General features: G+C 64.2%; 20 protein-coding genes and 1 pseudogene. 12 read left to right on the top strand and 9 right to left on the bottom strand.

The window, feature by feature from the left end; translation table 11 throughout:
• Together ACM9HJ_RS25090 and ACM9HJ_RS25085 are read left to right on the top strand one after the other, a co-directional pair.
• Window positions 1–729: pseudogene (locus tag ACM9HJ_RS25090) on the top strand (FAD-binding oxidoreductase); the annotation flags it as partial.
• Window positions 730–740: 11 nt separating this feature from the next.
• Window positions 741–2,279, top strand: a complete 1,539-nt coding sequence (locus ACM9HJ_RS25085; RefSeq protein ID WP_416574522.1) for an aldehyde dehydrogenase family protein — start codon at window positions 741–743, stop codon at window positions 2,277–2,279.
• A 123-nt stretch (window positions 2,280–2,402) separates the two neighbouring features.
• Here ACM9HJ_RS25085 and ACM9HJ_RS25080 read toward each other — a convergent pair whose 3' ends face one another.
• From ACM9HJ_RS25080 to ACM9HJ_RS25060, 5 genes are all read right to left on the bottom strand, one after another.
• On the bottom strand, window positions 2,403–4,085 hold the full coding sequence (locus tag ACM9HJ_RS25080; RefSeq protein WP_416574521.1) for a tannase/feruloyl esterase family alpha/beta hydrolase: 1,683 nt from the start codon (window positions 4,083–4,085) through the stop codon (window positions 2,403–2,405).
• Window positions 4,082–6,109, bottom strand: a complete 2,028-nt coding sequence (locus ACM9HJ_RS25075; RefSeq protein ID WP_416574520.1) for an acetoacetate--CoA ligase — start codon at window positions 6,107–6,109, stop codon at window positions 4,082–4,084. The genes ACM9HJ_RS25080 and ACM9HJ_RS25075 overlap by 4 nt, the downstream gene beginning before the upstream one ends.
• A 93-nt stretch (window positions 6,110–6,202) precedes the next feature.
• Entirely contained in the window at window positions 6,203–8,482 is a 2,280-nt protein-coding gene (locus ACM9HJ_RS25070; RefSeq protein ID WP_416574519.1) for a TonB-dependent receptor, read from the bottom strand.
• A 150-nt stretch (window positions 8,483–8,632) separates the two neighbouring features.
• Complete coding sequence (locus ACM9HJ_RS25065; protein WP_416574518.1) at window positions 8,633–9,724, bottom strand: AraC family transcriptional regulator ligand-binding domain-containing protein; 1,092 nt, start codon at window positions 9,722–9,724, stop codon at window positions 8,633–8,635.
• Window positions 9,725–9,795: 71 nt separating this feature from the next.
• A complete protein-coding gene (locus ACM9HJ_RS25060; RefSeq protein ID WP_416574517.1) occupies window positions 9,796–11,478 on the bottom strand; it encodes a M28 family peptidase in 1,683 nt (560 codons plus the stop codon).
• Window positions 11,479–11,715: 237 nt separating this feature from the next.
• On the opposite strand from ACM9HJ_RS25060, the gene ACM9HJ_RS25055 reads away from it, so the two are divergent.
• The 10 genes from ACM9HJ_RS25055 to ACM9HJ_RS25010 all read left to right on the top strand — a co-directional run bounded on the left by ACM9HJ_RS25055 (window position 11,716) and on the right by ACM9HJ_RS25010 (window position 19,252).
• Window positions 11,716–12,669, top strand: a complete 954-nt coding sequence (locus ACM9HJ_RS25055) for an alpha/beta hydrolase (protein ID WP_416574516.1) — start codon at window positions 11,716–11,718, stop codon at window positions 12,667–12,669.
• 29 nt (window positions 12,670–12,698) lie between these two features.
• Window positions 12,699–13,856, top strand: a complete 1,158-nt coding sequence (locus tag ACM9HJ_RS25050) for a glycoside hydrolase family 43 protein (RefSeq protein ID WP_416574523.1) — start codon at window positions 12,699–12,701, stop codon at window positions 13,854–13,856.
• Between the two features lie 35 nt (window positions 13,857–13,891).
• On the top strand, window positions 13,892–14,854 hold the full coding sequence (locus tag ACM9HJ_RS25045) for an alpha/beta hydrolase (RefSeq protein ID WP_416574515.1): 963 nt from the start codon (window positions 13,892–13,894) through the stop codon (window positions 14,852–14,854).
• A gap of 156 nt (window positions 14,855–15,010) precedes the next feature.
• Complete coding sequence (locus ACM9HJ_RS25040; RefSeq protein WP_416574514.1) at window positions 15,011–15,385, top strand: twin-arginine translocation signal domain-containing protein; 375 nt, start codon at window positions 15,011–15,013, stop codon at window positions 15,383–15,385.
• Window positions 15,386–15,458: 73 nt separating this feature from the next.
• Window positions 15,459–16,430, top strand: a complete 972-nt coding sequence (locus ACM9HJ_RS25035) for an NAD(P)/FAD-dependent oxidoreductase (RefSeq protein WP_416574513.1) — start codon at window positions 15,459–15,461, stop codon at window positions 16,428–16,430.
• 2 nt (window positions 16,431–16,432) lie between these two features.
• Entirely contained in the window at window positions 16,433–16,909 is a 477-nt protein-coding gene (locus tag ACM9HJ_RS25030; protein ID WP_416574512.1) for a hypothetical protein, read from the top strand.
• Between the two features lie 46 nt (window positions 16,910–16,955).
• Entirely contained in the window at window positions 16,956–17,567 is a 612-nt protein-coding gene (locus ACM9HJ_RS25025) for a PRC-barrel domain containing protein (protein ID WP_416574511.1), read from the top strand.
• A gap of 85 nt (window positions 17,568–17,652) precedes the next feature.
• On the top strand, window positions 17,653–18,144 hold the full coding sequence (locus ACM9HJ_RS25020) for a ferritin-like domain-containing protein (RefSeq protein WP_416574510.1): 492 nt from the start codon (window positions 17,653–17,655) through the stop codon (window positions 18,142–18,144).
• A gap of 295 nt (window positions 18,145–18,439) precedes the next feature.
• Window positions 18,440–18,916, top strand: coding sequence for a hypothetical protein (locus tag ACM9HJ_RS25015; protein ID WP_416574509.1), 477 nt, complete (start codon window positions 18,440–18,442; stop codon window positions 18,914–18,916).
• A gap of 39 nt (window positions 18,917–18,955) precedes the next feature.
• A complete protein-coding gene (locus ACM9HJ_RS25010; protein ID WP_416574508.1) occupies window positions 18,956–19,252 on the top strand; it encodes a hypothetical protein in 297 nt (98 codons plus the stop codon).
• A 46-nt stretch (window positions 19,253–19,298) separates the two neighbouring features.
• Here the strand turns inward: ACM9HJ_RS25010 and ACM9HJ_RS25005 are convergent, their stop codons facing one another.
• The 4 genes from ACM9HJ_RS25005 to ACM9HJ_RS24990 form a co-directional block, all read right to left on the bottom strand.
• Entirely contained in the window at window positions 19,299–20,381 is a 1,083-nt protein-coding gene (locus ACM9HJ_RS25005; RefSeq protein WP_416574507.1) for a flavodoxin family protein, read from the bottom strand.
• Window positions 20,382–20,401: 20 nt separating this feature from the next.
• The gene (locus tag ACM9HJ_RS25000) at window positions 20,402–20,776 is read right to left on the bottom strand and encodes a hypothetical protein (RefSeq protein WP_416574506.1); all 375 of its coding nucleotides are present in this window, start codon (window positions 20,774–20,776) and stop codon (window positions 20,402–20,404) included.
• Window positions 20,777–20,867: 91 nt separating this feature from the next.
• Window positions 20,868–21,617 (bottom strand): SDR family oxidoreductase, encoded by a 750-nt coding sequence (locus ACM9HJ_RS24995; protein ID WP_416574505.1) that lies wholly within the window; start codon window positions 21,615–21,617, stop codon window positions 20,868–20,870.
• Between the two features lie 93 nt (window positions 21,618–21,710).
• The gene (locus tag ACM9HJ_RS24990) at window positions 21,711–22,955 is read right to left on the bottom strand and encodes a hypothetical protein (RefSeq protein ID WP_416574504.1); all 1,245 of its coding nucleotides are present in this window, start codon (window positions 22,953–22,955) and stop codon (window positions 21,711–21,713) included.
• Window positions 22,956–23,108: the final 153 nt, after the last annotated feature.

The raw sequence follows: 23,108 nt of genomic DNA, 5'->3' as shown, positions 1-23,108 counted from the left end.
GCACGAACCGTACTGCTGCTGGAGGATAGGTTCACCGGCAGCTTCGATGGTGCCGTTGTGCATGCGGTACGCGACCTGCTGTCAGCGCTCGGTTACAGGGTCCATCAGATCGCCGCGCGACCCAACGGCAAGGCCCTGCATGTGCTGGGCATGCTGGACCGGTTCGCGGGTGTGGCGCAGGCGGCGCGCGATTTCCAGGGCCGGTTGCTGGAAACCGGCCTGCCGGTTATCGGGATCGAACCGGTGGCCCTGCTGATGCAGGATCACGAATACCGCCAGGACGCACCACCCCGCGCCGATGGAAGGCGCATCCTGGCGCTGGAGGATTTCCTGGCGGGGGAGATCGCCGCCGGGCGTATCCGGGTGCCGAAAGGGGCAGCGGCGGGTGCCCCCTTCCGCCTGTTCGCGCATTGCACCCAACGGTCATCGACACCCCGTGCGCCCCGTCACTGGCAGGACATCTTCGCCGCCTTCGGCCTGACCCTGGAGGTCCAGGCGACCGGTTGCTGCGGCATGGCCGGCCTGTTCGGGCATGAGCGGGAACATGCCGACCTGTCGGCCCGGCTGTTCGAGATGAGCTGGCGACCAAAACTGGCCGCTATACCGGCCGACCGCGTGCTTGCCACGGGCTTTTCCTGTCGTTGCCAGACCCACCGGATGGCGGGCTTCCGGCCTCGCCATCCGATGGAGGCGCTGCTGGCCCATCTGCTGAACTCCCTTCATCCCTGAGGAACCCGACCATGACTTCTAATCCGACTTCCCTGGTTGCCGAGACCCTGTCCCTGCTGGACCGGTTCGGCGTGGACAAGGACCGCTATCTGGATGGCACCCTGGCCGCCCGCTCACCGGTCAGCGGCGAGGTCCTGGCGCAGGTGCGCGACGCCGATGCCATGGAGGCGGCTGCGGTCATCGATGCTGCCCATCAGGCATTCTTGCAATGGCGGCTGGTGCCGGCCCCCCGGCGGGGGGAATTGCTGCGCCTGCTGGGGGAGGAACTGCGCACCCACAAGCAGGCGCTGGGCCGCCTCGTCTCCATCGAGGCCGGTAAGATCATCTCCGAAGGCCTGGGCGAGGTGCAGGAGATGATCGATATCTGCGACTTCGCCGTAGGTCTGTCGCGTCAGCTGCATGGGCTGACCATCGCCACGGAGCGGGCGGAGCACCGGATGATGGAGACCTGGCACCCGCTGGGTGTCACCGGCATCATCTCCGCCTTCAATTTCCCCGTGGCCGTCTGGGTCTGGAACGCCGCCCTGGCCCTGGTGGCCGGCAATGCGGTGGTGTGGAAGCCGTCGGAGAAGACGCCACTGACGGCGTTGGCCGTGGATGCCCTGTTCGCCCGTGCCGTGGACCGGTTCCGTGCCGATGGCGGGGCGGCGCCGGACGGGCTGTCCGGCTTGCTGATCGGTGGGCGCGAGGTGGGTGGAGTGCTGGTTGATCATCGTCATGTGCCGCTGGTGTCGGCCACCGGGTCGACGGCGATGGGGCGCATCGTCGGCCCCCGGCTGGCCGCGCGCTTTGCCCGCGCCATCCTGGAACTGGGCGGCAACAATGCCGCGATCGTGGCGCCGACGGCCGATCTGGATCTGGCGCTGCGCGGTATCGCCTTCGCGGCGATGGGCACGGCCGGCCAGCGCTGCACCAGCCTGCGCCGCCTTTTTGTGCATGACAGCCTCTATGACAGCTTCGTGCCGCGCCTGAAACAAGCCTATTCGAGCGTGCCGGTGGGCAGCCCGCTGCTGGAGGGCAATCTTGTCGGCCCGCTGATCGACCGGCAGGCATTCCAGGCGCAGCAGGTGGCCCTGGCCGAGGCTTTGGCGGCCGGCGGTATCCTGTGCGGTGGGGATCGCGTGGAGGCAGGCTTCGGTCCTGACGCCTATTATGTCCGCCCGGCCCTGGTCGAGATTGCCGGACAGTGCGGGCCGGTGGAGAAGGAAACCTTCGCGCCGATCCTCTATGTGATGCGCTACAGCGATTTCGACGCGGTCCTGGCCCAGCACAATGCCGTGCCCCAGGGTCTGTCCTCCGCGATCTTCACCAACGATATAAGGGAGGCGGAAACCTTCCTGTCCGTCCGCGGGTCGGATTGCGGCATCGCCAATGTCAATATCGGCCCCTCGGGTGCGGAAATCGGCGGGGCCTTCGGTGGCGAGAAAGATACGGGTGGCGGGCGCGAGTCCGGCTCCGATGCCTGGAAGGCCTATATGCGGCGCGCGACCAATACGGTGAATTACGGCCGCGCCCTGCCGCTGGCCCAGGGGGTGAGGTTCGATATCTGACGCAGTTTCGGATGCACCTGCCAAGTGGAACGTGGGCGCAGCCGTAACGGTCGCCTATGCTGCCGGTCGATGGTTTGACGGACCAGCCGGAGGCCGCCGTTCTTGAGCCAATCGCGAACGACTTCAATCGCCGGAGCCTTCGGCCTTCGAACTGTCTGGTCGGGGTGAGCAGGTGAAGCTGTCGGCTGAACCGGTCGATCCGCGTCCATCATGCAGGGGCTGCCGCGGGTACGCGCACAGCTTGCGCTGAAACGCGATCGCTTTCCCGTCGCTGGCCGCGTATTTCGTGGCGACAACCTGTTCGGGGGCGGGGCCTCCATTGGTCCATTCGATCAGGGCGGAGAACAGGTCGTGGCTGGAACTGGCGACGGGGGGAAGGGGCGTACTGCCGGCCGCCGAATTGAACGCGTCGGGACCGGTGCCGCCACCGCAATGCATCAGGCCGGGCGCCATGAACAGCCGCGCCGCCTCTTCGGCCTGCGCCAAGCCACCCAGTTCCGCTACCTGCCGGTCGTAGAACGCCACCGACTGGCCCGGCGGGACCAGCGTGTCGGCCAAGCCATGATAGATGATGAGCTTTCCGCCGCGCGCCTTGAATGCCTGCAGGCTGCCCTTTGTCGCGTCATTGACGATGTCGCTCAGGGCGGCGTCGATCCTTGGCATGTCACGGTCGAGGTCGAAGCCGCGCCAATCCCAGTCGGCACCGAAAACCCATTTGAACAGGCTGCCGAAGGGCGGCTGTCCCTTGAGCGGGCTTTGCAGGAAGGACCATCCGTATTTCCCTGGCGCCTCGCTGCCTGGCAACCAGCCGAAGAAGACGGGGCGCCCATCCTTGCCGGTCGGTCCGTCATAGAAGGCGCGTGCCGTCGCGACCTCCGCCGGTGTCAGGCACTGGCCATTGTCCGTTCCTTTGCAGCCCAGTTCCGCCGGGTCGAAGCGGCATGCCAGCGGATCGGTGACGAAGGCATCCCCCGCTTGCCCATGCCCGCTTCCATTGCAGCGCGCGATGGCCGCGTCGTTCAGCAGGCGCAGCTTGGCCTCCGATAGGAGGCTTTCAGGCGTGCGATGGGCGGTGGCATAGTTCCATAATACTGCCGCATGGCCCCAGGTGCAGTTGATGACGGGGGCGGCGACCAGGATGCCGTCATAATCCTGCGGATAGTGAAGCGCCTCGATCAGGCCCTGCTGACCACCCGTCGAACAGCCGGTATAATAGGACCGTTCCGCACCCCGACCGTAATAGGCGGCGGCGATGGCCTTGCCCGTCACGGTCATCACATGGGTGGAAAGCCGGCCCCAATCGCGCCATTTGCGCGGCTGTCCGACCAGCGGGTCGCCGTCCAGCGGCGTCGCGGGGGCCGTTCCCGTGTCGGTCGTCACCACGGCATGACCACGCCGCAACCCGCGGGCCATGCCGGCATAGCCGCTCTGCAGCAATCCGGCGAACCCACCATTGCCGTTGCCGTGGAAGATGCCGTTCCATTCCACCGGCAGCCACAGTTCGACGCCGATATCCGAACCTGGCTCTGACCGTACATGGGAGACCACGCGGCAGAAGGAAGGCAGGTCCGATGCGCCGGGAAGGTGCGGAATCGCCGTCCCCCGGGGTATCATCGTCGCGCTGATGATCGTCGTGTCCTGGCGGCGCAGCCGGACGAGCGCTTCGCAGCGGGCCGCGTCCGCCGTCGGGGCGAGCGCCGCCAGCGCCGCGGCGGGGGAGGGCAGGGCGAGCATAACGGCCGCTATGGCTGCCACCATCGGCGCCAGAAGCCGGGAGGGAAGACAGACGGTGAGTTGCATGTTCATGAGCCTTTCCCAGCCGGGCCTGTTCCCCCCCGCCAGGCTATGGCCTGCGCGACGTACCAGGGGATGATTGCGGGGTTTTCGGTCAGGCTGGGATCAATGACCTTCGCCATGGGCCAGCCCTGGAAAAGCCGCTTGACCGGCAGTTCCTGCTTCTTGCCGGAAAGGGTCCGCGGTATCGCTGGTGCGGCGATGAACCGGTCGGGGATGAAGCGCGGCGATAGCGTATCCCGGATGGCCCGGACCATGGCGGCTTCCAGTTCCGGTCCCCAGCCATATCCCTCGCCGGGCACGACGAACATGAGGAGCTTGCTGCCCCCCGCACCGTCCTCAAGGTCGATGACGAGGCTGTCCGCGACGGCGGGAAGGCGTTCCACGGCGGCATAGATGTCCGCGGTGCCCATGCGCAGACCGTGCCGGTTGATCGTCGCGTCGCTGCGCCCGGCGATGATGCAACTCCCGTCGGCCTCCACGCTCAACCAGTCGCCATGCCGCCAGACGCCGTCCCAGACATCGAAATAGGTCGAGCGGTAGCGGGCACCGTCAGCGTCACCCCAGAAGAACAGCGGCATGCTGGGAAAGGGCCGCGTGCAGACCAGTTCCCCGACGTGTCCCCGGATGGCCTGCCCATCCTCGTCCCAGGCTTCGACCGACGCGCCGAGATGGCGGCACTGGAGCCGGCCCGGCGTGGCCGGCATTTCCCGGTTCCCCGACAGGAACGCCGCCGCGATGTCGGTTCCGCCGGAGATATTGCACCACCATATGTCGGATGTGCCAAGGGCGGCGAACTGGCGGGTACCCCAATCCTGGTCATCGGCGGTCAGGGGCGATCCGGTGCTGCCCAGCGCACGGATGGCACCCAGGTTGCCGATCCCCCGCAAGGCCAGCCCGGCCTTGCGGCAACTGGCATAGAAGGCGGCCCCCGCGCCGAACCAGGTCACAAGGTGGCGTGCGGCGAAGGTCCATAGCGGCGTCCATTCCGCTCCACCGGCGGCCCCCCTGGGTGACCCGTCGAAGAGGCAGATGGTGGTGCCGGACAGAAGGCCGCCGACCTGGATGTTCCACATCACCCAGCCCGTGGCGCTGTACCAGTGGAACCGCTCGCCGAAATTGTTGGGTGAATAGCTGGCCCCGAGGTCCAGATGCATGTTCCCGACGCAGGCCGAGAGGATGACGCCGCCATGCCCATGGACGATGGCCTTGGGCAGGCCCGTGGTCCCGCTGGAATAGAGGATCCAGAGCGGATGATCGAAGGGAAGCCATTCCGGTTCGAACATCGCGGCCGCCTGCGCGTCCGCCGGCGGCACGCCGTGGAAATCGATGGCATCCTCGATGGGGGCGACGCCGTGTCCCGTGCCGATCACGAACAGCGCGGTCACGCTGGGCAGGCCGCTGCGGATGGCATCGACGGCGGCGCTGCGGTCCGACCACTTGCCGCCATAGAAGACGCCGTCGATGGCGATCAGCACCTTGGGTTCCGTCTGCCAGAACCGGGCCAGCACAGCCGGCGTGCCCATATCGGGGGAGCATATCGTCCAGATCGCACCCAGGCTGGCGCAGGCCAGCATCGACACCACGGCTTCCGGGATATTGGGCAGATAGGCCGCAACCACGTCGCCCCGCCCGATGCCCCGGCGGCGCAGGTCCAGCGCCAATGTGGCGACCCGTTGCCGCAAGGCCCCCCAGGTCAGTTCGAGGGTCCGCCCGCCCTCATCCCCGGCGATGATGGCGGGCTGGCCAGCGGCATCGGCCATGTCGGCGTGACGGAATACCTGTCTGGCATAGTTCACCTCAGCGCCCCTGAACCATCTGGTATCCGGCATCGACCCTTCCAGGATCGCAACCGGTGGCGTTGGCGATTGCAGTTCATGGTAATCCCAGACGCTGCGCCAGAACGTTGTGAGATCGGTCCGCGACCATTCCCACATCGCCCCATAGTCGGAAAATGCCAGGCCGCGTTCCCGATGCAGCCATCCCCGATACAATCTGATCTGGGGAATGCTGTCTTCAGCCCCGCGATTGACCATGTCGGACTTCCTTGTGACGCGAAAGGAGGGCCAAGTGCCATGGATCGCCCGATTGGCAGGCATCCACGACACCTGGAGTGCTTCCGGACCCGCTCAGAACCGGTGATAGAGCGTGGCGCCATACATGCGGGGCGTGCCGACCGAACCCGATGTATAGGCATTCGCGCCGGGGCGCGTGACCGCCTGGCTGATATAGCGCTTGTCGGCCGCGTTGCGGACCCAGCCGGTCAGAGACCAGGTCTTGTCGAACGTGCCCAGGGCGACAGACAGGTTGATCAGCCCGTAGGCGTCCTGGGTATTGAGCGGATTGTTGTAAATGTCGAAATAGACATTGCTTTGCCACTTGTAGTCGGCGCGCGCCGTGACTTCCAAATTCTCGGAAATCGGGAAGACATATTCACCGGAAAGGTTGAACTGCCATTTCGGCGCCTGGGTCAGCGTATTGCCCTCCAGATTCACAGCACCCGGCGGCAGCGGCTTGCCATCGCTTAGCACGCCCACGCAGGCCGCGGCGGTCGGCACGTTGGGATAGAGCGGGTCGTTGTTGCAGAACTTCCCATATTCGGTATCCAGGCGCGTGGCCGCGCCGGACAGTTTCAGCCCCCGGGTCGGGGCGGCTTCGAACTCCAGCTCGATGCCCTTGATCTTGGCGGCGGATGCGTTCTCGACCTTGGGGAAGCGCACGCCCGTCTGCTCGTTGGTCCGGAAAACGGTCTGCTGCAGGTTCGTGTAATCCGCATAGAACGCGGTCAGCCCCATGCGCAGCCTTTTATCGAAGAACTTGCCCTTCGTTCCGACCTCATAGTTCCAGACATATTCCGGGTTAAAGACATTGACCGGCTGCGTGATGTCGCCCAGCGTGTTGAAACCGCCCGACTTGAAGCCGCGCGACACGCTAGTATAGACGAGCGTGTTTTCCTCCGGCGTATAATCCAGCACGAAGCGTGGCGTGAATGCCTTCCAGGTGTCCTTGTCGCGCAGGAGATAGTGGTTCCCGCCCGACGTGGCGTCCATCTCATAGGTCTTCTTGTCGATCGTGTAGCGCCCGCCCGCCGTCGCGCGGAGATTGTCGGTCAGGTTGTAGCGGAGCTGGACGTAGGAGGCGTAGGAATTCAGCTTCTCGTTGGGGAGGTAGATGAGAAGGTTCTTCACCGTCGCGGAACTGAGATAGAGCGGCTCGCTCGCGTCCCCGTGCATGTAGAACAGGCCGGCCACAAGGTCCGCCCGGTCGCCCAGATCGGTGGTGGCCGTGAATTCCTGCGTCGCCTGCTCGGCATACAGGCCGATGAGATCGAACCGCGAGCCGACGACCGGTGTCAGGTCGACATCCAGGTTGGTCAGGTCGATGTCATGCTTGATATAGCCGGTGGTCGAGGTGATCGACGTGTTCGATCCCAGCTCCATGCGCGCGGTCAGGGTGGCGCGGATATCTTCCACGTCGCGCTGGCCGGGCTCGTTGAAATAGAAGGTCAGGTCCTTCAGGTTGTTGGCCGGATAGGCGTAGCCGGGAACCTCCGCGGGCGTGGGCCGGGCCGGATCGGCGCGCCCCAGCAGAACGTTGAAGGACGGGTCACCGCGGTCGCGCATGTAATCCACCAGCGCATTGACGCTGAACCTCTCCGACGGTTTCACCAGCAATTGGCCGCGCAATTGCGTCATGTCGGCATCGTCGTTGCGGCGGTTCAGGAACGCGTTCTTCGTCCAGCCGTCGGCGCGGTCGTTCTGGAAGGAGATGCGGGCCATGATCTGGTCGGACAGGGGCGCGTTCATGAAGCCCTTGATGCCCAGGCGCGAATAATTGCCCGCGGTGAGGCCGATTTCGCCCTCGGTCTGATCGGTCGGCCCCTTGCTGTAGACATTGATCGCACCGCCGGTGGCGTTGCGGCCCTGGATCGTGCCCTGAGGTCCGCGCAGGACTTCGACCCGTTCGATGTCGAGGAAGGCGGGGTTCATCATGAAATGGTTGAGCAGGGGCACGCCGTCGAGCGACACGGTCACGCCGGACTGGCTGCCGATATCCTGCCCCGCCTGGCCGATGCCGCGCATGGCGATGAACACGTTGGTGGAACGCGTGCCGAACTGCAGGCTGGGCGCCAGTTGGACCAAGTCGCCCACTTCCTTGACGCCCGCCTTCTCCAGCGTCGCACCCGAAACGGCGGTGATGGCGATGGGGATGTTCTGCAGCCCCTCCGCGCGCTTTTCCGCCGTCACGACGATTTCTTCAAGGACGATCTCACGCAGGGCTTCGGTCCCGGAAGCGGCGGTGTTGCCTTGCGTCTGGGCCCACACCTGGCCCGGAACAAGACACCCGCCAAACAGCGCCGTGGCCCCCAGACCCAACGCGCGCACGCGGGTCAGCTGCAAGCTCTTCATGGTCATTCCATCCCCATTGATCCGTTTGATGAAGCCGGGGATCTGCCGCCCCCGGTCTGGGACGATCTTCGCATCTGCCCATCGGCATACAATGACCGGTCTGACGCCTTGATTTGGCAGAAGTGACAGGGCGACGGCCGCCCGTGCCGGTCAGATGATCCGCCGGTCGTTCAGCAGCACCGTGGCGGCGCCGACCTTTGCCGGATCGCCGATATGCGCCGTGCGGTACGCCGACGGCGACATTCCCGCCCAGGCGCAGAAATGCCGGGAAAAGCTTCCGGGTTCGCTGAAGCCCACGGTGAAGCCGATCTCGGTGATGGGCATGTCGCTGGCCAGCAGATAGGCCGCCGCCAGTTCCCCGCGCAGCCGCGTCCGCATATCCTGGAAGTTCTCTCCCTCCAGCGACAGGTCATGGCGCAGCCGCCGTGGCCGCGTGCGCAGGCGCGCGGCCACCACCTCCACCGGCACCGACCAGAGGCCGGCGCGCTGGAAATCGATCAGGACCTGTTGCGTCCGTTCCCGCCAGTTCAGACCACGGTCGAGGATCGCGAACCAGTCGGGCTCGCTCGCGTAATAATCGTCATATTCATTAATGGTATTGTGGACAAGACGCGCGGTCAGGTCGCCCCAATCATAGGATAGCGCATCGACCGGTGCATCGAACTGCACGGGACAGCAGAAAAGCGCGAACCGGTCGAAGCCGTTTTCCTGAACCGGACGGGACCCGCGCACGGAAAGGCCGCGCAGCGCCAGCGGCCGGCCGATCAGCCAGCTGAAAAGCTGATAGATCCAGACGAACCGGACCCAGACCAGGATGTCGCGGTTCACGCCGGCAACCGTCTGGTACTTGCAGATATGCTGCAGGCCGGCACCATGCTCTTCCCTGATGCCGGGCCCGACATCGGCGCACATCGCATCCGTGAAACGGATGCTGACCCGAAGCGCCTCGCCTAACGTGGTGCAATGCAGGAAGGAGAGCAGGCGCTCCGTTTCCAGTGCCAACCGGCAACCCTGGGCGAAGAAGCCCAGATAGACATCGTCGAGCGTGAACTGGATCCGGCGGATCAGCCGGACCAGGGCCTTGCCGTCGATCGCCGCCCGCCTGTTCCCGTAAACCGACGGATCGATGGCCGCCGCCCGCAAAAGCGCCTGAGGGTCGGCCCCCTTCAGCACCGCCCCTTGCAGCAATTGCCGGACCGCCTCGCCATCCAGCCCCATCTTGCCTGTGGATTCTTCTTCCATCCCTGATCGTTCTTGTGTCGGTATTGTCCACAGACTACCGCATACCATTGTCACCGCAAGGGGCCGGTACCTCAAGGGGTGGGTGGACATTGCCGCACCGCCGTCCACGCGTCGCCATGCAGCAGCCCGGTGGGTGCGTTCGCCACCTGCGCGATGAAATGCGCGTAGAATCGTGCGGCCCGTTCAAGCCCCCCCGGCGGGACGCTGTAGAGGTCATCGCCCGTCGTGTGATAGACCTCGCCCGACGCGATCATCTGGGTCTGCGGGATCTCCGGCCACTGGATGAACGCCTTCAATTCACCGGGAAGCGGCTTGTCGATAATCCTTTGCGCGTCCAGCCCGAAACATTCGATCCCTTGGCGCCACAGGTCGATCAGATAGGGAGCTCCGTTGCTGATGGCGATCTGCTTGGGAAGCTCGCCCGATGCCGCGATCATCCTGCGCCCGAAATTGTCATCCTGTTGGTCGACATAGGATCGCATGGTCGCGGTCTGGGCCGGATGCTCGATATTGAGGACAAGGTCGGCCTGGGCCACGTGTCCGGTATCGTGCCGGGCGCGGAAGGCGGCAAGTCCGCTGGCCCCGGCACTGTGATGACCGGCGCTGGCCACGAAGACCAGGGTACGTTCCAGCTTTGGTGCGTTTGCGAAATGCTTGGTCAGCGCCAGCATGATCGCAACGCCGGAAGCATTGTCGTCGGCACCGCCGAACCAGCCGTCGATATGTGCATCGATGATGATGGTGCGCCCGGTCTTGCCCGGCAGTTTGGCCACGACATTGGACACGTCCTTATTCAGTGTTTCGGACCGGGCGGAAAGCCGGGCATTGACACTTCGCCCCACCCGCGCGGCCTCACCCAGCAGGTTCAGCAGGAAAAAGCCGTCCTCCCCGCCAACCGTGAAGCACAGTCCTTGTCCGCAACCATGGCGGTCGCGATCGAAGCTTTTCAGGTTCCCGGCCTGGACCAGGATTTCGACCACGCCCACTGCCCCCGCCCGAATGGCGGCCTCGGTGCGGTGGGCAGGGATGGGCGCATAAAGGCTGGGAGCGGGGAAAGCCAGGATCACCGCGATCTTGCCATGGAGGTCGCGCCCGGCCAGATCCGCGTCCATGCCCATCCCGGCATAGACCAGCGGCGCCGTGACGGTCCCGTTGACCGGCCCGCTCCCCTGCACCATGGCCGATTGCAGTACGACATCCCGGCTTCCCGGACCCATCTCCGCGCCGCCGATCAGCCGGACCTCACCGGCCACGGGCAGGTTGATATCGGTGGCGCGGAAGGGTTCCAGGCTTGTATCCGCATAGCCGGCGGCTCGCAGCCGTGCAGCCACCCATTCCGCCATCTTGTCATAGGCCGGCCGGCCCGTGATGCGCCCCCACAGATATTCTCCCGCCGCCCGGCTTTCATGGGAAAAGCCGACGATGGTGGCGACATCGGCATACAGGGCGGCCCCGTTGAAAAGCGGGTCCATCGGGCCCGGTGCGAAGACCGCCGGACGGGCGGGCAGATCGGTGCGGGCCGTCTGGAACGCGCCCGTTGCCGGATCCGTTTCCGGTTCCGGCAGGCGCAGGCCGAACCAGGCGGCGTCGCCGGACCGCGCCGGCTCCGGACCGTCCAGGGTGCTGCGAGCTGCCGGCTGCCGCTGCGTTTGATGCCCAAGGGCTGGCCCCTGGGCAAGGAATGCGGCCATGAGGAACAGTGCCGCGACATAGGGCAGCGCACGGCCGTGGATGAACCCCTTGGCATCGAACATGAAAGCGCGTCCCTCTCCATGTCTGCGTGCGACCCGGCTCGTGGCCGTTACAAATCCCGCGCGCCGTTGCGGGATCCAGTATAGGAGAGGCGAGGCTTGACAGCCATTTCATTTATTCACAATCTAATTAATGTTTGACCCGAGCATCGGGTCGATATCCCGGGCATTCGCCGCGACGGAGGACCGCCAGTGATCAATCGACGGAAATTTGCGGCCGCCATGGCCGCGATGTCGAGCATGCCCGCCCTTGCTGGGGCCAAGACCGCCGAGCTATCCGGGGGCAGGGTGCAGGCGATCACGCTGCGATCGGAGAACGTTCCAGGCGACGTCGCCGTCAGCATCTATACGCCCCCCTCCTATAATCAGGGGAGGCCGCTGCCGCTGCTGCTCTTCCTGCATGGCGGCAATGGCAGCGACCAGGATTTGCAGCATTTCACGCCCGCCATCGATGCGGCCGTCACCGCCGGCCAGATCCCGCCGCTGGTCATCGCCACGCCAAGCGCGCGTCGATCCCTGTACATGGATTTCCGGGATGGGTCGCAACGCTGGGAAACCTTCATCATGGCGGAATTGCTGCCCCATCTGCGTGGCAGCCTGGCCGTGTCGGCGGAACGGCGGCACAGCTTCATCGGTGGTGTCTCGATGGGGGGGCTGGGCAGCCTTCGGTTGGCCTTCAAGCATCCGGACAGCTTCGCCGCCGTCGCGGCACTGGAACCCGCGATCGAGCCCACCCTGTCCTGGGATGAGATCGGTCCGCGTGTCAGGTTCTGGCGGCCGGAAAAGCTGCTCCAGCCGATGTTCGGCTCGCCGGTCGATCCCGAATACTGGGCGGCGAACAACCCGGCCACCATTGCCAGCCGCGATCCCAAGCGGCTGGTCGATCTGCCCATCTATCTCGATGTTGGCGACCAGGACATGCTGTATCTCCACCAAGGAACGGAATTCCTGCATCGCATCCTTTTCGATGCCGGAATAGGACATGAATATCGGTTGGTCCGCGGGGCCGACCATGTCGGACCATCGCTGGTTCCTCGCGTTCTGGACGCATTGGGCTTCGTCGGCCGGCAGATCGAGCCGCCCGGATGGATCGATGATGGCGTCCGGAAGGCGCGCACGACGTTCGATGACATGAAAAGGGCGATCGGGATGGAGGTGGTGGAACTGGATTCCCGGCGGATCAGGGGAATGTGAAGCCTGCCCATAGCCGATTTCAGGGGCCGATGGCACAAGGTAACGATGCAATCCAGGCGCGGTTCACGATAAGGGGCGCGCGGCATGGGCATCCGGTTGTCGTCGCATTGAAGAGCTTGATACTAAATTTCATCAGGTTTAATAATATAATATTAATTATAAACAGCCGGGGAGGGTGCCGCGTGACCAACAGCTGGCAGCTTTTGCAAGTTGGATTGTTAGCGCTAACTTTATCGGCTCCAGCTGGAGCTGACGTTCCCACGGAACCGCAATCCAGTTCGAACCCCATCATTCGCAACAAGTTTACGGCCGACCCAGCACCGCTCGTTGTCGGCGACAGGCTGTATCTCTATGTCGGGCATGACGAGGCGCAGCGCGACGAAATGTTCAACATGCGGGAGTGGCTTGTTTATTCCACGACCGACATGCGGAACTGGACCGATCACGGCCCCATCATGAAAGTGGCTGACTTCGCCTGGGCGAAGAAGGACGCCTGGGCATCGCAGGCGATCCAGAAGAACGGCAAGTTCTGGCTCTATGCCGCGGTCGAGCATGACGATACGCATCCGGGAAAGGCCATCGCGGTCGCCGTGTCGGACAATCCCACGGGTCCGTTCGTCGATGCCAAGGGTTCGGCACTCATCACCAACGATATGACGCCGAAGGGCACGCATAGTTGGGAAGATATCGACCCGACCGTGTTCACCGACGATGACGGCACGACCTGGATCGCCTGGGGTAACCGTCAGTGCTATATCGCCAAACTCAAGCCCAACATGATCGAGATCGATGGTCCGATCACCGAGATCACGCCGCCGCATTTCGAGGAAGGGCCGTGGTTGCACAAGCGTGGCGATCTCTATTACCTGACCTATGCCTCGCTTGATCGTTCCCAGCACCGCGACGAGCGGGTCTCCTATTCCACAGCCCCCACGATCCGGGGTCCCTGGACCTATCGCGGTGAATTGACCGGGTCGGGCAGATACAGTTTCACCATCCATCCCGGCATCGCCCAGTTCAAGGGCGACTGGTACCTGTTCCTGCATAATGCCGCACTGGCCATCGGCGATCTGAACGGTGCCCTCGGCCGTCGGGCGGTGACGGTCGAGCATCTTCGATATGACGTCAACGGCCTGATGAAGCCCGTGGTTCAGACCGAGGCCGGGGTGTCGGCACCGCCCCAATAAATCCAGAACAACAAGACCGAACAGGAGGGAATGTCATGAGGTCGAATGCCCTTGAAGCACATGCCGTGCGATGCGCGCGGCGCATCTTTGCCCGTATCGCCGCGGTGGCCGCCATCGTCTACCTGTCGCTGCCGGCCCAGGCGCAGAACGACAAGATGACGCCGATCGCGATCCCGGCCCAGCCGGAGGCCATCGAGTTGGGGACGGGGCCACTGCCGGGTGCGACGGTGCCGGAATCCTGGCACAGCCAGTATGGCAGCCATTTCGCGCGCAATGTCACCACCGCCACACTGACGCCCTTTCTGCCCGATCCGGCAAAGGCGACGGGCACGGCGGTTGTCGTCGCACCCGGCGGCGGGTTCCGCACCCTGTCGATGAGCAATGAGGGGTGGGACGTCGCGCGGGCCTTGGCCGACAAGGGTGTGGCCGCCTTCGTGCTGAAATACCGGTTGAACCAGACGCCGCAGGACATGCAGGCGTTTGAACAGGCGATGCGCGAGATGTTTTCAGGGGCTGCACGATTGCCCCGGCCCAATCCGGAACAGATGGTCGCCGGCATCGCTCCGCAGATCGCCGATGCCCGTGCCGCCTTCGCCCTTATCCGACGGCGCGCGGCGGAATGGCGGATTGATCCCGACCGCATCGGCATGATCGGCTTCTCCGCCGGCGCCATGCTGACGATGGCGACCACACTGTCCGGCCAGGATGCCAGACCGGCCTTCATCGCCAATATCTATGGCCCGTTGGCCCCCGTGACGGTACCCGCCGCCGCGCCGCCGCTGTTCGTGGCACTGGCAGCCGACGACCCGCTTTTCAGCAATGACGGGTTCGGTTTGATCGAAAGCTGGAGAGCGGCGAAAAAGCCCGTCGAGTTCCATTTCTATGAACAGGGCGGACACGGCTTCGGGATGTATCGGAAACAGACCACAAGCACCGGATGGTTCGATGCCTTCCAGCGCTGGATGGGCATGCATGGCTATCTTGAACCCAAACGTTGAACACCCATGCACCAAGGGGACGTAGACCGTGCCCCAAAGCATCCCCTATCCAGCATAGGGCCTTCCTGTGAAGGTTTCGTTCTCCATTGTCCAAGCTGATGCGGCAGAAACCATTCAGCCAAGGCGAGCCCGCCATATTCGAATGGATGAGGTCGGATGAGCAAGCTCAGGCTCCCGAACATTCGTGCGCTGCCATTGTTACCCCGAAGCATCCTGGTATTGGAGGAGGGAAAAATGGCAGGGGTCAGCAGACGCACCTTCCTCACAGCGACAAGCGCCGCCTTTGCGGCGGGGGGTGGCACAGGTGCTATCCTGGCTCCCGGCATTGGTTCCGATCAAGTGCTGCCGGGCATGCCCCAAGCAATTGTTTCCCAACCTGTCGACATGGGCGGCTGGGCGGGATTGCGCGCCGCTTTTCGCCTCGTTTCCGACTGGGTCGACATGAACGCCATGCTGATCACGTCGCATCCTGCACCGGTGGCGGAGGTCCAGGCATTGGCGGGTGGGCTAACGCCGGGACTTGCGGACTGAGGTCGATGCCGACATCCGATGCATCGGACCGCGGGGCCGGGACGATCAAATGGCAGATTCGAGAGGTGTGCGGATGGAAGACCACGATGCCACCGATCGGGACTGCCTGGTCATCGGCGGCGGCCCCGCCGGACTGACGGCCGCGATATACCTTGCCCGCTACCACCTTTCCGTGACCGTCATCGACAGCGGGCAGAGCCGCGCCGCATTGATCCCGCTGACGCGCAACCACGCCGGGTTCCCGGAGGGCATATCAGGCGCCGAGTTGCTCTTCCGCATGTGGCGGCAAGCGGATCGCTACGGCGCCGAACATCGAACGGGCACGGTGACGGAGCTGACTCGGACGGCGGAGGGGTTCATGGCGTGGGCCGGCCCCGGTCGGATACGGGCGCGGGCCGTGCTGCTGGCGACCGGCGTGGTCAATCGGCGGCCGGAGGGCATGGACAACGAAGACCATGGAGCCGCCCTGGCGGACGGCCTGGTGCGCTACTGCCCCGTATGCGATGCCTACGAGGTGACCGACCGACGGATCGCGGTGCTGGGCACCGGGGAGCGCGGATGCGCGGAGGCATTGTTCCTGAGGAGCTATTCGGTCGATGTCACGCTCGTGGCTCCTGGCGGAGGACATACGCTGACCGACGGGCAACGGGGACGGTTGACGGAGGCCGGCATCGCCATTGCCGGAACATGCGGCCGGATAAGGCCGCGGGGACAGACGATCGACCTCGATATCGACGATGTCGCAACCAGCTTCGACACGCTCTATCCGGCATTGGGCTCCCACATACGTTCGGAACTGGCCGGCAGCTTGGGTACGGCCCTCTCCGAGGATGGATGTCTGGTGGTCGACGCCCACCAGCGCACCAGCATCCCGGGTCTCTATGCAGCCGGTGACGTCGTGCTGGGCCTGGACCAGATCAGCCAGGCGATGGGAGGTGGCGCCGTCGCCGCAACCACCATCCGCAACGACCTGGCCCGCCGCATGCCGCTTCTGCGGCGGGCTGGACGCGGCTTGCCCGCTTCAACGCTTCCAGATGGAGGATGAAGATGTTCAACCCTGTTTCCAGTTGGAGCCGCCTGATGGCGGCAAGCCTGTCGATGACGGGAACCTGCATGCGTGCGATGGAGACGCTGGGTGCCGCCAACGCGGTGATTGCCACGCGGACCTCGATCATCGAAGCCGCGATGCGATCCCCCCTTACCGGCGACCATGTCGAACTGGCGCAGATGGTGCCGGAGAAGGTCGACGCGTTCTCACGCGCTGGATCGACGATTGTCGCCGCCTGGTGGGAGGCGCAGTCGTTATGGATCGGGCATATGCAACATCTGGGCGGCATGGCTCTGCGCGGGCGTTCCCCAACACCGGGCGAGATGGCCGATCTCGGCAACAGGATGGCGGAACTGACGCTGGACTCCATCGACGCGGCGGCACGGCTGGGCTCGACGGCGCTGGCTCCTGTTCACCGCAAGGCCATGGCCAATGCACGGCGGCTGAAGCGCAAGGCCAGCAGACGCGCTGGGTGAGATCGAACCTGGGCATGATGGATATCCACCCGAGGAGGCAGGAAAGTTGGAAACGATCGCTGGCGTGACGGCATCGATCGCAACCATGGTTGCAGCCGCAATGACCGCAGCCAATCTCGGAGCGCGCGTCACCGGCTGGGGCTTCGTCGTCTTCCTGCTGGGGTCGGTTTGCTGGTCGATCGTGGGGTTGGTGTCGGATCAGGCCGATCTCCTCGCCACGAACGCATTTCTGGCCGTCGTCAATCTGGTCGGCGTGTGGCGCTGGTTGGGGAGGCAACGCACATATGAGGAAGGGGGGCGATCCGCGGAACGCGCCAGCCGCCGCTCGGCCGCACCGACCCTGTTTACCGGCACGGGCATCGCAGGCCTGAAGGTGCGCGACGACAGGGGCATTTTGCTGGGCAAGGCGGTGGAGGCGCTGCTTGAATGCGCATCGGGCCGTGTCAGCTACGTCGTGGTGGCGACAAGCGATGTGGGCGGCCTCAACGAACAGCTCCGTGCGGTTTCGCGGGACCGCGTCGTCTTTGGATGCGAATGCCTGGCTGTCCGGATGAGCGAGGCCGAGTTCACACGCTTGGCAACGCTGGAGCCGGGAGAATGGCCGGTATTGGCGGATAGCGCGACCGCAGTGTCAGCCACGGGAACGGATGCGTCGTGAGAACCGTTTGATCCGAGTGCCGGCAACGGACCGGACGGGCGATAACCGTTGGTGCGCCCCCAGCATTCCCCAACAGGAGTTGATCATGACGACGCCAAGGGAACACCTCATCGACTGGCTGCGCGACGCCTACGCCATGGAGGTGCAGGCGGAGAAGATGCTGAAGACCACGGCGGACCGGCTGGAGGATTATCCCGCCCTGAAAGCGCGTCTCCAGCAACATGTGGCCGAGACCCGCAACCAGGCGGCCCAGGTGGAACTGTGCCTGCACCAGCTTGACGCCGACACCTCGCTGCTCAAGACCGGCATCGGGGCCATCGCGGGCATCGGCCAAGCGATTTCCGGCATCTTCGCTTCCGACGAGGTCGTAAAGGACGCGGTTTACGGTGCCGCCTTCGAGTATTTCGAGATCATCAACTACAAGGCGCTTATCCTGGCGGCGAACGCGGCCGGGGAACCCGGCATCGCCGCAACAATGGAACAGATCCTGGAAGAGGAGTTGGCCATGGCGGGATGGATGGAGGACAATTTGCCCGCCATCATGCGGCAGTACCTGGCCACGGGCGAAAAGCACTGAACGGACGGCTGACGGATGATGGCCGGGTGCCTCCGGCGATCATCCGCGCAAGGCATCTGAGTGTCGGCATGGGCGGCGACCTTTGATCGCAGATGGGGATTGCACGTAGGGTCAGGTTGGTGAATGGCTAAAGCCGTTCACATAGGCCGAAGGTGCATTTCAACCACGGGCAATATCCCGATGGCGCTAGCGGGGCCTTAATCAGGAAGTTTTCTTGCCGTTTCCTCGGTTTGCCAGCCTGATAGCGGTCGACGGGCTACGGCCCACCCGAACTGATCCAAGGGAGGCGAGGAGCATGCGCGCTTCACTCATGCAGACCATCCACCGCTTGCGTCGCGGTTCCATCGAGGTCCAGTTGCCGTCATTGCGCCGGCATGCCGAGGCGATGTCGGGCAGCCGGGAGGCCGCCGAAGCCTATGTGGACGCGGTGATGGACATTGTAACCGCCGAGCATGGTGCGCTTCCACCGGCCTCCAGCGCCAGGGTCGGGCTGTTCAAACTTTACACCCGGCTTTACGCCCATCTCTTCAATCAGGAGCAGCGCGCCGGGACGCGTGCGCGGCAAGTGTTGCTCCTGGTCCTGATGGAAGGTTTTTCCAACGAAGAAGCCGCGGAGGTCCTGAATGTCTCCATGGCTGAGGTGATCACCATCCTGAAGTCGGCGGGCTGTGCGACGCCTGAATTCAATCGCAGCGGAGCGGTTGGCGACCGCCGTCCGACCCGGCCGCTCCATCGGTCCATCCGGATGTCGCCGCTTGCGGCTGCTTGTTGAAATATCCCTTCGGGTTCCGACCATACCAGGGAGGACGCCATGCCACGAGGCGACAAATCCAGCTATACCGACAAGCAGAAGCGCAAGGCCCAGCATATCGAAGATGGGTATGAGGAGCGCGGCGTCAGCCACGAAGAGGCGGAACGCCGGGCCTGGGCGACGGTGAACAAGGAATCCGGTGGCGGCAACAAGTCGGGTTCGGGTCGCGGCAAGCCTGACAACCACTCCTCCTCCCGCAAGGGTGGCCGCAAGTCAGGCTCCAGCCAGAGCCACGGGAAACGCTCGGCCGCGGCAAAGAAGGGTTGGGAAACCCGCCGCAGGAAAGCGCAGGGCTGATCGGGGGGACGATCATTGCCCAGTTGGTGGAGCAAGGAGCCTTCGGTTATTTCTGGCGCGGATTGCGAAGCGTGTTGCCGGCGGAAACCTGCCGGCCCGTGCGGGTGGCCATAACAGCTTCTGCCAGAGTACGGGCTGCGTTCCGGACCTCTTCCTGGATCGTCTTGTCGGCATCCAGTTCCAGATGGTTGGTGGCATAGGTCTTCCAATAGCCGATATAACGGTCCAGCTCCGCCTTCGGGCCGGCCGGTACCAGCTGCATAAAGCGTAGCCAGTCCGACAGGCTGCGCCGCACGTTCTCCGCCCCTTCCACATCACCATGCACGATGACTGAATAGGCGCGACCGGCAAGGTGGCGGGGATAGTCCCAGCCATCAAGTTCCAGCCTCTTGGCAAGGCGTGCATCCTTGCCCTGGGTCCGGGTCGGATCGGGATTGCCACCATCGGCGCAGACCAGCCTGTCCATCATCAGCTTCACCGGCGAGGACACCTGGTACCAGTTCACCGGCGTTACGATCATCACGCCAAGGGCGCGGACCCACATCGGATAGATCTCGTTCATCCAATCTTGCGTCTGGCCCAGCGAATAGTTGGGATAGCAGGAGCAGGGCCAGTGGCAGAGGGGTGCGGTGGTGGAGAAGCAGGCCTTGCAGGGGTGGATATGGCGCCCGTATTCGGCGGTGAGGCGATCAAGCTCCAGCACCTCCACGATGGTGTCGGGAATTTCCTCCAGCACCTTCCGCGCCAGCTGCACCAGGCGATATGATTTCGACATCTCGCCCGGACAGGTATGCTCGCTGCGTGAGGAGCCGCTGACCAGCAGGAAGCGGCTGGGTCCGCCCTGTTGGCCGTGCTGATCCTGTGCCGCGCGGATGGCATCGCGAGCGGCGATCCAATCCACTGACAGCTCGTAGTCGGGATCATGAAATTCTGCACCCGCCTTGCGCGTATGCGGGCTTTTGCGGTGATGGCTGTAGGCATCCCAGGCGGCACTGGCAATGCGGTGCAGCTCATCCGCCAGGGCATCGAAGGCCGGGTCCGGGAACTGGGCCAGGAAGCGGCGCCGGAATTCCGCTTCGTCCAGGTCAGGGCTGGGCGTGCCTTTGCGGGGTTCTGCATGATCGGACATCTGCGCGGGGAGCCAGGGCTTCAATCCAGGAAGGTCACAAGCAGGGCCGTCAGGCCCAGCAACAGCAGGCCGATCGGCATCCAACCATGATGGGCGCGGCTGCGTGGCTCGCCCGAGATTGTCTTGGCCTCCGCATCTCCCGGCACGGGCTCCGATAAGGTCGGGATCGGGGCAGCGGCAGGGCTGCCACCGGCTTCCTCGTCAGTGCCAAGGGGTGCTGCCGCAGGGTCGGGGAAGGCGACCTTGTCTCTCATGGCGCCATGGTCGATATCGATGCGGTGCCTGTCGGCCGTTCCGGCCGGATCATCCGGTGAGGGTGGGAACCGCTCCGCCCGGTTCCCACCCTCGTTCGGCGGGCGGGACGCGCCGGGCCGGGTTTGATCGAGATCGGTCATTGCAGCCTCCTGGTAACTTCGGAATTGGGATTTGCGGAACGGCAACTGGGTCGGGAACTCCAAAAGCTGATGTCCGCCTTGATGACGGGCCTTATTTCCTGCGTGGAACGATGGCGAGTTGTTGAACGACAGCACGGTCGGGCTGGGTCAGCAGGTAATGCACGCCGACAGCGATGTCCTCCGCCCGCAGCATCTTGTGCTCGCGGATCAGATCATGCTGTTTTTCCGCTGGCAGGTCGGGATAGTGGATGTCGGCGCTGGTGAAGCCCGGCTCCACCAGCGACACCTTGATACCCTTCTCGCCCAGTTCCTTCGTCAGCGCCTCCGCGAAGCCCGCGATGCCGGCCTTGATGCCGGCGTAGACGGTGGATTTCGCAGACAGTGAATGGGCGCTGGTGGACCCGATCAGCACCAGATGCCCCTTGTCCCCCATGATCTCGTAAGCCGCATGGCAACTGGTGATATAGGCCGTGAAATCGGTGGCGATGGCATAATCAAGTTCGCGATCCGACATTTCAGACAGGCCGGAGGCTGCGACGGCGGCATTCACCACGGCGATATCAAGATCACCGAGATAGCGGTGCGCTGCCGCGAAGAATTCATCGACCTTGCCCTTCTCCGCCAGGTCCAGTGCGATGCCATCGCCCTTTCCAACCTCCCGGATGCGCGTAAGCGCGTCATCCAGGTGTTCCGGCGTCCGGCCGCAGATGAAGACATTCACTCCATGGCTTGCCAGCAGCACGGCGATGGCGCGGCCGATGCCGGTGGTGCCCCCGGTGATGACAGCGCGCTGGCCTGACAAGGTCGGCTGACGGGTGTGGGCGTCGTTCAGGTTGGTCATCATATGCCTCCCGCCGCGATGGCTTTCGGGAAAAGCGGAAGAGCCGCCGTAGGGGGCGGCGGCTCTCCTCTCACTCGAACCGGTCCGCCCTACTCAGCGGCGGTTCTCCCACCCGCGGCGGGACGCCTCGGCATGGCCGCGGGGGTCACCGAACCAGCCGCCATGGCCGCGACGGCTGTCATCATCGTCACGGTGGCGGCTGCCATAGCGCCGGTCGTCGTCCGACGCGAAGCGACCCTGGTCGTCACGTAAACGGTCGTTCCCCGAGGAGCGACCGCGGCTGCTATAGTTGCGGTCATCGTCCGACGTGAAACGGCCCTGGTCATCGCGGGAGCGATCATTGCCTGAGGAGCGGCCACGGCTGTTGTAGCCGCGATCATCGTCATAGTCATGGCGACGGGACGCTTCGGCGCGGCCGCGCGCATCGCTTTGCCAACCACGCCCGCGGTCATCATCGTCATCCCGACCGTAGCGGCGATCGTCATTCTCGTACCGGTTACCGCGCGAACCGCGGTAATCGTCGTCCGACGCAAAGCGGCCCTGGTCGTCGCGGAAGCGGTCATTGCCCCCGCCATAGCGGCGACCGTCGTCATCGTCGCGGCCGTAGCCATAGGAACGGTCATCCCGGTAGTCGCGGTCACCGTACCCGCCACCGGCGTAGCGGCGGTCGTCATCCCGGTCATACCGGCCGCCGGACGACCCGCTGGTGAAGCGGCCATCATCGTCGCGGGGACGGTCATTCTGGTAGCGTGCCATGGGATATTCCTCCGAGGGGATATCATGTTGCCGGCCGAACATGTCGAGGCGGAGAATGCTCAGCGCCGGCGTTCGTGGTTGCTTGGTCTCCGCCTGTTTCGGGGACGCGCCCTTGCGCGTCGCGATTTTCGGCGCGATCTCTTCAAGGTCGGCCTTCTTGGCGGCGGCGAGGGCGAAGATGCCGCTGTCATCCGCCACCTCCTGCTTGCCGAGAGCTGCCATCAACTGGGCCAGGACAGCCTGCTTTGCATTCCGGCTTTCCTCATCCTGGCGGCCGTAACGCAGATCCGCGAGCAGCACCCGCGCCAAGTCGTGCCGGACCAGTGTTCGCCGCAGTTCCGGCTCCGGCACGTTGGCCTTCTTCAGCACCGGGACGATAAGGCGATCAATCGTGTCGAGATGATCAAGGCAGCGAGCGAATGCATCCGACGCGTCCGCCTCCTTTTCCAGCACGGCTATGAGGGCTTGCTGGTCGTTGCGCAGTTGCTCAAGAGATTGGGGATGGGGCGTTTCCTCTGTGGATGCACCACTTTCGGCGGACGTCGCTGACGCGACGCCCTTGTTTGGCTTCTTGGGATCCATGACGCGACATGCTCCTGTCTGGCGGTCACATAAAATGAACACAAAGAGGACAGTATGGTTCCCAAAAAAGCACAGAAAATTCCAAATTATTTCGTGATTGAGTGTGGAATATTATTTGAAACTGGTGGTATATTTATTTGAGAATCTTTTAAT

The organism is Niveispirillum sp. KHB5.9, assembly GCF_048066115.1.
GTDB lineage: Bacteria > Pseudomonadota > Alphaproteobacteria > Azospirillales > Azospirillaceae > Niveispirillum.
The sequence above is the reverse complement of the archived record's forward strand: the minus strand, read 5'-3'. Positions and strand labels throughout refer to the sequence as shown.